An 11183-nucleotide genomic window follows, 5' to 3' on the forward strand; every position below is an offset into this window, starting at 1 on the left:
GGCGCAACCGATCCCCGTCGGCCGCAGTCGCGCCGGGCGTGGCAGCCGCGCTCGCGCGGGTGGTGGCCTCGTCGGTGGGGGCCTGTCCGGAGTTGCCGACCACTGCTGTGCCTCCCTCCGCCGGTCCTGATTGCCGTCGAGATTAGTCTGGCGGCAGGCTCTCCCCGACGCCCGCCCCGACCGGGCCGCGAGCGGCCAGGGATCGATCAAGGGACCGATGACGCGGACAGACCTGCCGGCCAACCTGCGACTGCGGTACGGCGTGCGGGGCCGCCCGGCGTGGGTCGTACCGGTGATCGTGATGGCGGTCGCGATCCTGGTCGGCGCCGGCGGACTGGTCGCGCTGCGGCTGACCGACCAGCCGGTCAGGAGCACGCTGCTGACCTGGCGCGTGGTGGCGGCGGACCGCGTCGACGTCACCTTCGAGGTACGCCGGCCCGCCGACCAGCCGGTGGTCTGCGTCCTGCGGGCGCAGGACGCCGACCACGTCGACGTCGGTTACGCCGAGCTGACGCTGCCGGCGGGGACGGCGTACGAGCAACCGACCTTCCGGCTGCGGACCCTCGCCCCGGCGTTCGCCGCCGAGGTGCTCGGCTGCGGCGCCGGGGCGCGACCCCGCGATGTCCCCCCGCCGCAGTTCCCACCCGGAGTCGCGCCACCCCCGCAGCCCTGGGCCGGCTGAGTCGGGCCCAGCCGGGTCGATACGGCCTGGATGCGTCGGCGACAGCCCGGACCGGATTGACGGCGGGCTCTCCGGCAGGCGACGGGCTACCCTCGATGTTTCCCCACGGCGAGCGGGTACCCCGTGGGCCGGACCGCACGTCGGTGCCGGCCGTCCGCCATCCCGACCGCCTGTTGTCGCCGACCCCGACGGAGTTCCCGTGAGCAACCCCACCGATCAGGACGTCACGTGGCTCACCCAGGACGCCTACGACCGGCTGCGCAGCGAGCTCGAGGACCGCACCGGCGCCCGGCGTACCGAGATCGTGAAGCGGATCGAGGCCGCGCGCGAGGAGGGTGACCTCAAGGAGAACGGCGGCTACCACGCCGCCAAGGAGGAGCAGGGCAAGAACGAGGCCCGGGTGCGCGAGTTGCAGCACCTGCTGGAGCACTCCCGGGTCGGCGCCCCGTCCTCTGCCGACGACGAAGTCGCCCCCGGCAAGGTCGTCACGGTCCGCTTCCCGTCGTTCGACGAGGAGGAGACGTTCCTGCTCGGCTCACGCGAGGAGGCGGCTCACGCGACCGTCGAGGTCTACTCGCCGACGTCACCGCTGGGCGCCGCCGTGCTCGGGACGAAGGTCGGGGACGCGACGACCTACACCCTGGCCAATGGCAAGCAGATGGCCGTCGAGGTGCTCGCCGTCGCGCCGTACGGCGGCTGACCCGCCCGCTCAACGCGATGGGCCCGCCCCCACCGGGGGACGGGCCCATCGTGTGTGCGCCGCAACCGGCACCATCGGCCCGGCTCAGCGAGCGGTCGCTCCCCGATACCGGCGGACCGACAACGGGACGAAGATCAACAGCAGGATCAACGAGCTGAGCACCGTCCACAACGTCGCGTGCGTCATCGGCCACGAATCGCCGGGCAAACCGGTCGGGTTCCCGAACAGCTCACGGGCGGCGAGGCTGGCCGCGGACACCGGATTCCATTCGGCGACCGGCTGCAACCACGACGGCATTCCCTCGATCGGGACGAACGCGCTGGAGATGAACGTCACCGGAAACAGCCAGATGAATCCCGCCGTGTTGGCTGTCTCGGTGTTCGGGACGAGCATGCCGACCCAGGTCCCGATCCAGGCGAAGGCATAGGCGAACAACAGCAAGAGCGCGAACGCGGCGACCGCATTGCCGAAGCCGTTCTCGATGCGCCATCCGATGATCAGACCGGTGACGGCCAGCACAACGAACTGCAACAGGTTGCGCACCGCGTCGCCGGCCGTGCGGCCGACGAGCACCGCCGACACCGACATCGGCAGGGAGCGGAAGCGGTCGATCAGGCCCTTGGACATGTCCTCGGCGAAGCCGACCGTCGAGGCCGCTGCCGCGAAGGCCACGGTCTGCGCCATGATCCCGGGCAGCAGGAACGACACGTAGTCGCCACCTCCTGGCACCGGAATGGCCCCGCCGAAGACGTAAGCGAACAGCAGCACGAACATGATCGACTGCACGATCGCGAAGACGAAGAGCTCCGGAATCCTGGTGGAGCGCAAGAGGTTGCGCTTAGTGACCTCCAGGCCGTCCTGCACGCTCCAGCCCCAGATCGGCCGTCGGCGCACGGGAACCTGCGCGATGGCCGTGGTGGTGGCCGTCATCGTGAACCTCCCTTCCGGCCGCGGCGCCCGCGACCGTCGGCTTCCTCCGGAGCGGCGACCTCGGCCGCGTGCCCGGTGATGGACAAGAAGACGTCGTCCAGCGTCGGCCGGCGCAAGACCACGTCGTCCAACGCGATCCCGGCGCCGTCGAGGACCCGGATCGCTTCGATCAGCACCGTCGAACCACCGTCGACCGGAGCGGACACCCGGCGGGTGTCCTCGTCGCCGACGACATCGCCCCGAGCAAGGCCGCGCAACGCCGCGACGGCATCGCCGATCTGCGCCCGGTCGCGCACCACCAGCTCGACGACGTCGCCGCCGACCTGGGTCTTGAGTTCGTCGCTGGTCCCCTGCGCGATGACCCGGCCGTGGTCGATGACGCAGATCGACTCCGCCAGCTGGTCGGCCTCCTCCAGGTACTGCGTGGTGAGCAGCACCGTCGTCCCGCCCGACACCAATTCCTGGATCACTGCCCACAGGGCCAGCCGGGAACGCGGGTCCAGCCCGGTCGTCGGCTCGTCCAGGAACAGGATCTTCGGGTGCGCCACCAACGACGCCGCCAGGTCCAGGCGACGACGCATGCCTCCTGAATAGCCCTTGGCGATGCGGTCGGCCGACTCGACCAGATCGAACTGGGCGAGCAGTTCGGTCGCCCGCTGCCGGCTCCAGTCCGGATCGAGATGGTAGAGCTTGCCGACCATCTCGAGGTTCTCCCGGCCGGTCAGATATTCGTCAACTGCGGCGTACTGCCCGGTGAGGCCGATGCTGCGGCGTACGGCGTCGGGCTGCCTGGCCACGTCGAAACCGGCGACGTGAGCTCGCCCGGCGTCGGCCTGCAGCAACGTCGTCAGGATCCGTACGCAGGTCGTCTTGCCTGCCCCGTTCGGACCAAGCAGGCCGAGCACGCGGCCCTCCTCGACGACCAGGTCGAGTCCGTCGAGTGCGGTGACCTCGCTGCCGTAGCGCTTCACCAGGCCCTCGGCGACGATCGCCTCGGTCATGACTGTCTCCCCTCGTTGTTGCTCGGGTCGTTGTTGCTCGGTCGTTGTTGCGTCAGGTCGTGGACACCTGGCCGTGTGGGCACCGGCGTCGTGGACACCCGCCGGGATGGGCACCTGGCCGTGGTGCGCACGGCCGTCGGGGTGCGTGCTGGAAACGAACCTAGAGAATCGATCAGACAATCCGCCCGGCAGTTTGCCGGGACAGCAGGTCAGGGCCGGAGCAGCGCCTCCGCCTCGTCGACGGTCAACCGCCCGGCCGCCAGGTCGACGAGCACCTGGTCCCGGTCCGGCGCCGCGGTGCCGGAATCCCAGCCGAGCCGGCCGAGGATCTCGGCGTACCGCTGCCGGGCGGTCGGGTAGCTCACCCCGAGGTGTACGGCGAGTTCCCGCATGTTGCCGCGCGACGTCAGGAAGCTGCGCAACGTCGCGAGGTCGTCGTCCGACAGGCTACAGAACTCGCAATGGCGGAACTCGCCACTGACCTGCGTCCCGCACGTACGGCAGCCCAGGCCGGTGACGACCAGCGCGTCGTCGCAGACCGGGCAGCTCACCGGCGCGCGATAGGCGGGCACGTCCGGCTGCGACGCGCGTCCCGGCCACTCCGGCTGGGACGACCGCCCCGGCGAATCGGCCGGCGACGAGCGCCCCGGCGCGGCTGTCATCGGTCCCTCCGCTCGACCGTGATCTTGCTCATCCGTCCGGACACCCGCAGCTGTCCGGTGCCGCCTGCCGGGTCGGCGGCCGCCGCTCGTCGGCCGCGTCCCCGGCTGTCGCTCGGGATGGCGATCGAACTCATCTCCCCGTCCCCGACGACGGCCACCTCGGAACCAGCGAGCAGCACCGCAACGACCCTGGACATGTCGGCATCGATCGACGACGACCCGCCCAGCAGGCGGGCCTCGACGTCGACCTTCGAGGACGCGGCGACGATCTCGAGGGTGGCCTGCTGGTCTCGCAGCCGGAGGGCGGATGCGCTGATCCGCACGGCGATCGGCGACCGTCGCCCGGCGATGTCCAACGACGACGCCATGGCGTCGATCTCGAGGGGCAGCGCCGGATTCACCCGCAGGGTCGCGCGCGCTTCTCCGCCGACCCAGCGCCGCCAGTTGCCCCAGCCGTCCATGCCGCCCATCCGGTAGCCGTCCGGCTGGGACCAGCCGCCCGTTGCCGAGGCCAGCGGAGACACGTCCACCACGAGGACGTCGCCGTCCCGGGTGATGCGGTGCTGGCCCTCCGCGGTGAGGCTGGCGACGGTCGGATCGGACACGACGGTGAGCCGGGCGCGGTCGCCGCGCACCCGGACCCGGGTGGCTGGGCCCCGCTCAGCGCTGCTGGCCGCGGTCGGCGCGGCAGCGACGGCATCCAGCAGGCCGACGGCGGCAGCCGGGTCGAGGTCGCCGCTGGCGACCCGCTCCAGCACCCGCCGCAGGTCGTCCGCGTCGGGGGTGGACTGAGAGTTCGTCATGCCGAGAACCCTGGCGCTGGCTTACCAAAGTGTCAAGTCATCCTTTCTATTCTTCAATCTGCGCGGTCCCTGACCGCGTAGCCGCGCTCTCGTAGCCGCGCGACGACCGCGTCGCAGTGCTCCGGGCCGCGGGTCTCCATCGCCACGACGACGTCGACCTCGTCGATGGCCAGGAGCGGGTCGGTCCGGCGATGTTCCACTTCCACCACGTTGGCCCCGACGTCCCCGAGTTCGGCGAGCAACCGGGCCAGGGAGCCCGGCCGGTCGGCCATCCGTACGGCCAGGGAGACGTATCGACCGGCGGCGGCCATGCCGTGGCGGATCACTCGCAGCAGCAGCAGCGGGTCGACGTTGCCGCCGCTGAGTACGGCGACGACGGGCGGCTGCAGGCCGCCGAGCCCCGCCAGCAGCGCGGCCACCGACACGACTCCAGCGGGCTCCACCACGAGCTTGGCCCGCTCCAGGCACAGCAGCAGCGCCTGGGAGATCTGTTCCTCGCTGACCGTGGTGATCTCGTCGACGTACCGGCGGACCAACTCCACGGTCAGCTCGCCCGGCCGTCCGACCGCGATGCCGTCCGCCATGGTGGTCGTCGTGGACAGCGGTACGGGATGACCCGCGGCCAGCGACGCCGGTAGTGCCGCCGCACCGGCGGCCTGTACGCCGACGACGCGGATCTCCGGCCGCAACTGCTTGAGCACCAAGGCGATTCCGGCCAGCAGGCCGCCACCGCCGGCCGCGACGACCACCGTCCGGACGTCGGGGCACTGCTCGAGGATCTCCAGCCCGACCGTGCCCTGGCCGGCGACGATGTCGGCGTGGTCGAACGGGTGGATCAGCACCGCGCCCGTCGCCTCCGCGAACGCGACCGCGTGCCCGAGTGCTTCGTCCACCGACGACCCGGCGAGCCGGACGTCGGCGCCGTACGCCCGAGTGGCGCTCACCTTCGGCAGCGGCGCCCCCTCCGGCATGAACACGGTCGCGGTGATGCCGAGCAGTTGCGCGGCCACGGCGACACCTTGGGCGTGGTTCCCCGCGCTGGCGGCGACGACCCCGCGGACGCGATCGCCGGGCGGCAGCCGTGCCATGCGCGTGTAGGCGCCACGGATCTTGAAGGAACCCGCGCGCTGCAGGTTCTCGCACTTCAGCCACACCGGTCCGCCGACCCGATCGGCGAGCCAGCGGGCGCCGGACATCGGGGTCTCCCGGATCACCCCCCGCAACTCGTCGCGTGCCTGCCGCACCGTGGCGACGGTGATCGGTACGGCGGGAACCGAGCCGGCGCCGAGCCCCGCGGCGGCGTCCTGGCCTGTGCTGTCCGAGTTCACCACGGCCGGATCCTCGCATCGGGCACCGTCGATTTGGCAGGTCGAAGCCTGGCGTGGTCAGATAGTTGCATGCACCAACCAACTATTCCGGCGGCAGCCACGCTGGACGCCGCTGGGCCGACGGATGTCACGGAGGCCGCGGCGTACGACGTCGCGCTGGCGCTGTTCCAGGTGACCCGGGCTGCTCGGCGCGTCGCGGGCCCGGCCTCGCTCGACCTCGGCACCTTGTCGCTGCTGATGACCCTGCAGGAGCGGGGCAGCTGTCGAGCGGCCGACGTCGCCGACGTGATCGGCCTGGACTCCTCGACGGTCAGCCGGCATCTCGCGCGAATGGAGCAGGCAGGCCTGATCGTGCGCAGCCACGACCCGGTCGATCGCCGGGCGCACGCCGTGTCGTTGACCGAGCGGGGGCACGCCGCGCTGACCGAGGTCTGCGCCGGCGGCCTCCGGTCGATCGCGCCCGCTGTGGAGCAGTGGACGCCTGCCGACCGCACCACCTTGTACCGGCTGCTGGTCCGCCTGGCCGGCGACCTCGGCAAGTGCTCTCGCCCCGGGCGTACGCCCGCACCCCAACTGTCCGGCGCGGCGTCCGGTGGCGCCTCCCGGCGAGCAGGAGATGACCAGTGACCAGTCCGACCACCGCCACCCCGCCGGCACCGCCGGTGCCCTTCCGAGCCCCCCGGGCCGTGCTGACCGCTCTGTTGATCACGATGCTGCTCGCCGCACTCGACCAGACGATCGTCTCGACAGCCCTGCCCACGATCACCTCCGACCTGGGCGGGCTCGCCGAGCTGTCGTGGGTCGTGACGGCCTATCTGCTGACCTCGACGGCGACGACGCCGTTGTGGGGCAAGCTTTCCGACCTCTACGGCCGCAAAGTGATATTGCAAATAGCGGTCTCGACCTTTGTCGTGGGCTCGGTCCTGGCCGGAGCGAGTCAGGACATGGCACAGCTCATCGCCACCCGCGCGCTGCAGGGTGTCGGCGGCGGCGGGATCATGGTGCTGATCCTGGCGGCCGTGGCCGACCTCATCCCGGCCCGCGAACGCGGGCGCTACACCGGCCTGTTCTTCGCCGTGTTTGGCTTCGCCAGCGTGATCGGCCCGCTACTGGGCGGCTTGTTCACCCAGCATCTGTCCTGGCGGTGGATCTTCTACATCAACGTGCCGCTGGGCGCCGTGGCGCTCGTCGTGATCGGCATCGCGATGCACCTGCCCCCCAAGCGTTCCAAGCCACGCATCGACTGGCTGGGCTCGGCCCTGTTGCTCGTCGGGGTCACGCTGCTGCTGCTGGTCACGGTGTGGGGCGGCCAGCAGTACGACTGGACCTCGGCGACGATCCTCGGGCTGGCCGCCGGCGGCGTCGTCGCCCTCGTCCTGTTCGTGCTGCAGGAACTCCACCACCCCGAACCGATCCTGCCGATGCGCCTGTTCCGCAACGGAACCATGCGCGTGGCCACCGCGGTCATGTTCATCCTCGGTTTCGCCATGTTCGGTGCGATCGTGTACCTGTCCATCTACACGCAGGTCGTCCGCGGCGCCAGCCCCACCGAGGCTGGGCTGCAACTGCTTCCCCTGATGCTCGGCCTGATGATCACGTCGATCGGGAGCGGGCGGCTTGTCGCCAGGACCGGGCGGTACCGCGTCCTGCCGATCGTCGGTACCGGCCTCGCGGCGCTGGGCATCTACCTCATGTCGTTCCTTCATCCGGACACGCCGTACGTCCTGTTCGCGCTCTACGCCCTGATCCTCGGGCTCGGTCTCGGCTTCGTCATGCAGGTCCTGACCATCGCCGCGCAGAACAGCGTGTCGCCGCACGACATCGGGATCGCCACCGGCGCAACGACGTTCGCCCGTTCGATCGGGGCGTCGTTCGGGACGGCCGCCTTCGGCGCGGTGTACGCCGCCCGACTGCAGCATGAGATCACCGCAAGCCTGGGACCGGCTGCCGCCGAACAACTGTCCAAGGGCGACGGTGCGGCCACAGCATCGGTACAGAACCTCCTCGCGCTGCCCTCGGACCTGTACCACGCGCTCGTGGCCGCCTTCAGCCACGCGCTGGACACGACGTTCCTGCTGGCGGTTCCGGTGGTGTTGGTGGCGTTCGTCATCACCTGGTTCCTCAAGGAGCACCCGCTGCGGACCGCGCCACGTGACTCCGAGAGCCTCAACGACGACGCCATTACGCCGCTGCCCGTGCCGTCGGAGTAGCAGCGCCGGCAGGGTCGTGGCTGGCAGGGCCGCGCGGGTCAGTCGTCGGTGAGTTCCCGCAGGGCCGCGTCGATGTCCGCGTCGATGTCGTCGGGATCGCCGGTCTCCGGCCGGCCGACCTCGTCGTGACGGCCGCTGCCCGCGGCAGCGTCGAAGACGAGGACCGATGCGGTGAAGGCGTGCACGTGGTTGCGTCCGCCGACCGGGCCGATTTCGCCGCCGGCGAAGAAACCGGCCACCGGCCCGGCCCCCAGACCTCGCCGTACCGCACGCACGTCGTGGTCGGACCGGTCGAACATCGCACGCCCGCGTCCATTGCAGGAGAACAGCAAGGCGCCCGCAACGTCGCTGCCGCCGGGTCGCTGCCGAAACGCCTGCAGGATGGCATCGAGATCGACCTCGGCAGCCTCGGCGTCGCGGAGGTGGAATCGGACGGTGCGCCCGACCGCCACCGGTTCACCGGCGCTGATGGCGGTGGGTTGGCCTTCGACGCCGAGCAGTCCCCGGACCAGGAAGGTCCCGTGACCGTGGTGCCCGGCGTACTCGTCCATGGCCAGTCCGAGTCGCAGCCCGCGCACCGCCAGCGCCTGCTCCTCGGCCGGCAGCGTCGCCACCGCCTCGCGGGCGCGTTGCACCGCCGGCGCCCCGGCCAGCTCCAAGATCGCCGGGCCCTCCGCGGCCGTCACCGTCATGGCCGGGCCGATCGGGCGGCAGCCCTGGCTGACGAGGCTGTGGACCGCGACGGGACCGGACAGCACGACCCCGACCGCGCCCCGGTCGTGGATCACCCCGTCGACGATCAGCCGGGACTGGCCGCGACCCAGTGAGCCGGAGGCCAGTCCGCCGACCAGCGGCAGCCCGTCGAGACTGTCGGCCGACCGTGCCACGAAGCCATCCACCGGGAACGACCACGGATCGGCCAGCAGGATCGCCACCACGTCGTCGTCGTGGCGCGACGGCATTCCCAGCACCGAGATGGACTCCGCCGAGCGCATCACCTCCAGGTGGAAGGACCGCAGCCGGCAACCCGGCAGGCGCGCCAGCCAGACCGCCACCGCCGGCGCACTCTCGACCGCTGCCCCGCCGCCGATGACGCCATCCGCCGTACACCCCACCACGGTCACCCCGGGCAGCAGCCCGGCGACGTGGGCGAGCGTCGCGGCCGCCACCGGGGATTCGCCGCCGGACACGAACACGAAGCCGAGCGTCGCGTCCTCGTCCACCCCGGCGGCCTCGCCCGGGTCGACGGTCGCACGCGGGTCGACGGCCTCGCCGGAGTGGTCACGCGGCGGTAGGCCCGCGAGGGCCTCGGCGACCGCGCGAGTGGCCGCGGCCAGCAGGTCCTCGCCGGCCGCCATCCCCTCGGCGATCTGCACCACGCGCCCATCCTCGCTCAGCCGGGCGCCTGTCGCGGACGGCGACGGCCGCTGCGTATCCGACGTACCGTCGGGGCATGACGTCGCTGCCGCCCCAGCCGCCCGCGGCCCTGCCCACCACCCGCGCCGACCTCGCCCCCGGCGGGTACGAGCACCGCTCGGTGAAGGAGGAGGTACGACAGAACCTGCTGGCCCGGCTGCGCTCGGGCGCGGACCCCTTCCCCGGCATCGTCGGATTCGCCGACACCGTCCGCCCCCGGCTGGAGCGCGCGCTGCTGGCCGGACACGACATCGTCCTGCTCGGCGAACGCGGACAGGGCAAGACGCGGCTGATCCGCACCCTCGTCGGCCTGCTCGATGAATGGACGCCGGTCGTCGCCGGCTGCGAGATCAACGACCATCCGCTGTCGCCGGTATGCACCCGGTGCCGGCGGCTGGCCGACGACCTCGGCCCCCAGCTGCCGGTCGGCTGGCTGCACCGCTCGCAGCGGTACGGCGAGAAACTCGCGACGCCGGACACGTCGGTCGGGGACCTCATCGGCGACGTCGACCCGATGAAAGTCGCCGAGGGCCGGACGCTGGGCGACCCGGAGACCGTGCACTACGGGCTGGTGCCGCGAACCAATCGAGGCATCTTCGCCGTCAACGAGTTGCCCGATCTCGCCGAGCGGATCCAGGTCAGCCTGCTGAACGTGTTGGAGGAGCGCGACATCCAGGTCCGGGGATACACGTTGCGCCTGCCGCTGGACCTGCTGATGGTCGCCAGCGCGAACCCGGAGGACTACACCAGTCGCGGCCGCATCATCACGCCGCTGAAGGACCGCTTCGGCGCCGAGATCCGAACCCACTACCCGGTCCAACTCGCCGACGAAGTCGCCCTGGTGCGCCAGGAGGCCGACCTTGCCGCCGTCGTTCCGGGCCATCTGCTGGAGGTCGTCGGCCGGTTCACCCGCCTCGTCCGGGAATCCCCCGCCATCGACGCGCGGTCCGGGGTGTCGGCGCGGTTCGCCGTGGCGGCAGCAGAGTCGGTGGCCGCCGGCGCGTTACGGCGTGCTGCGCTCACCGGCGAGGCCGAAGCGGTCGCCCGGGTATGCGATCTGCCGGCTGTCGTCCCCACCCTGCGGGGCAAGGTCGAGTTCGACGTCAGTGAGGAAGGTCGTGAGGAGGAGGTCCTCGACCATCTGCTCCGGCGGGCGATAGCGGAGACCTTCCGTTCCCACCTGGGCAGCGTCGATCTCGCGCCACTGGTGGCCCGATTCGACGAGGGCATCACCATCGTGTCCGGCGACCTGGTCCCGGCGACTGCGCTGCTGGCCGAGGTCGGGCCGCTGGATGGATTGGGACGCATCGTGTCCGCGCTGGAAGGTGACGCCGGCGAATCCGCCGGAGTCGTCGCGGCCTGCCTGGAACTGGCACTGGATGGGCTGTATCTCACGCGCCGGATCGCCAAGGACGAGATCGAGGGTCGAACCGTCTACGGGAGCGTCTGAG

Annotated in this window: 11 protein-coding genes; 5 read left to right on the top strand and 6 right to left on the bottom strand. The window is 71.4% G+C overall.

The features are described 5' to 3' along the window. Nucleotides 1-217 precede the first annotated feature (217 nt). Both EPO13_11260 and greA read left to right on the top strand, forming a co-directional pair. Nucleotides 218-682, top strand: coding sequence for a DUF4307 domain-containing protein (locus EPO13_11260; protein TAK68661.1), 465 nt, complete (start codon nt 218-220; stop codon nt 680-682). Continuing rightward, a complete protein-coding gene (greA, locus tag EPO13_11265; GenBank protein ID TAK68662.1) occupies nt 621-1382 on the top strand; it encodes a transcription elongation factor GreA in 762 nt (253 codons plus the stop codon). The genes EPO13_11260 and greA overlap by 62 nt, the downstream gene beginning before the upstream one ends. Nucleotides 1383-1466: 84 nt before the next feature. Here the strand turns inward: greA and EPO13_11270 are convergent, their stop codons facing one another. From EPO13_11270 to EPO13_11290, 5 genes are all read right to left on the bottom strand, one after another. Next, nucleotides 1467-2312 (bottom strand): ABC transporter permease, encoded by an 846-nt coding sequence (locus EPO13_11270; GenBank protein ID TAK68663.1) that lies wholly within the window; start codon nt 2310-2312, stop codon nt 1467-1469. Then, complete coding sequence (locus EPO13_11275; GenBank protein TAK68664.1) at nt 2309-3313, bottom strand: ATP-binding cassette domain-containing protein; 1005 nt, start codon at nt 3311-3313, stop codon at nt 2309-2311. Before EPO13_11275 ends, EPO13_11270 begins: the two co-directional genes overlap by 4 nt. Before the next feature lie 209 nt (nt 3314-3522). After that, complete coding sequence (locus tag EPO13_11280; protein ID TAK68665.1) at nt 3523-3975, bottom strand: DUF2089 domain-containing protein; 453 nt, start codon at nt 3973-3975, stop codon at nt 3523-3525. Further along, nucleotides 3972-4778: a hypothetical protein gene (locus EPO13_11285; protein TAK68666.1), complete on the bottom strand. Its 807-nt coding sequence runs from the start codon at nt 4776-4778 to the stop codon at nt 3972-3974. The genes EPO13_11280 and EPO13_11285 overlap by 4 nt, the downstream gene beginning before the upstream one ends. 53 nt (nt 4779-4831) lie before the next feature. Continuing rightward, nucleotides 4832-6106 (bottom strand): threonine ammonia-lyase, encoded by a 1275-nt coding sequence (locus EPO13_11290; GenBank protein TAK68722.1) that lies wholly within the window; start codon nt 6104-6106, stop codon nt 4832-4834. A 69-nt stretch (nt 6107-6175) separates the two neighbouring features. On the opposite strand from EPO13_11290, the gene EPO13_11295 reads away from it, so the two are divergent. Together EPO13_11295 and EPO13_11300 are read left to right on the top strand one after the other, a co-directional pair. Next, on the top strand, nt 6176-6733 hold the full coding sequence (locus EPO13_11295) for a MarR family transcriptional regulator (protein TAK68667.1): 558 nt from the start codon (nt 6176-6178) through the stop codon (nt 6731-6733). Next, complete coding sequence (locus tag EPO13_11300; GenBank protein ID TAK68668.1) at nt 6730-8316, top strand: DHA2 family efflux MFS transporter permease subunit; 1587 nt, start codon at nt 6730-6732, stop codon at nt 8314-8316. The genes EPO13_11295 and EPO13_11300 overlap by 4 nt, the downstream gene beginning before the upstream one ends. A 38-nt stretch (nt 8317-8354) precedes the next feature. On the opposite strand, the gene EPO13_11305 is transcribed toward EPO13_11300, so the two are convergent. Continuing rightward, the gene (locus EPO13_11305) at nt 8355-9674 is read right to left on the bottom strand and encodes a histidine kinase (GenBank protein ID TAK68723.1); all 1320 of its coding nucleotides are present in this window, start codon (nt 9672-9674) and stop codon (nt 8355-8357) included. A 128-nt stretch (nt 9675-9802) separates the two neighbouring features. Here EPO13_11305 and EPO13_11310 point away from each other — a divergent pair, with 128 nt between their 5' ends. Next, nucleotides 9803-11182, top strand: a complete 1380-nt coding sequence (locus EPO13_11310) for a magnesium chelatase (protein TAK68724.1) — start codon at nt 9803-9805, stop codon at nt 11180-11182. The last annotated feature ends 1 nt before the right edge of the window (nt 11183 follow it).

This window comes from Actinomycetota bacterium, assembly GCA_004297305.1.
Classification (GTDB): Bacteria; Actinomycetota; Actinomycetes; order S36-B12; family FW305-bin1; genus FW305-bin1.

Bases quoted from the DNA above. Each gene is read 5' to 3' on its own strand.
- EPO13_11280 (TAK68665.1), bottom strand. From the start codon at position 3,975: ATGACAGCCGCGCCGGGGCGCTCGTCGCCGGCCGATTCGCCGGGGCGG.
- EPO13_11285 (TAK68666.1), bottom strand. From the start codon at position 4,778: ATGACGAACTCTCAGTCCACCCCCGACGCGGACGACCTGCGGCGGGTG.
- EPO13_11295 (TAK68667.1), top strand. From the start codon at position 6,176: ATGCACCAACCAACTATTCCGGCGGCAGCCACGCTGGACGCCGCTGGG.
- EPO13_11270 (TAK68663.1), bottom strand. From the start codon at position 2,312: ATGACGGCCACCACCACGGCCATCGCGCAGGTTCCCGTGCGCCGACGG.
- EPO13_11260 (TAK68661.1), top strand. From the start codon at position 218: ATGACGCGGACAGACCTGCCGGCCAACCTGCGACTGCGGTACGGCGTG.
- EPO13_11275 (TAK68664.1), bottom strand. From the start codon at position 3,313: ATGACCGAGGCGATCGTCGCCGAGGGCCTGGTGAAGCGCTACGGCAGC.
- greA (TAK68662.1), top strand. From the start codon at position 621: ATGTCCCCCCGCCGCAGTTCCCACCCGGAGTCGCGCCACCCCCGCAGC.
- EPO13_11305 (TAK68723.1), bottom strand. From the start codon at position 9,674: ATGGCGGCCGGCGAGGACCTGCTGGCCGCGGCCACTCGCGCGGTCGCC.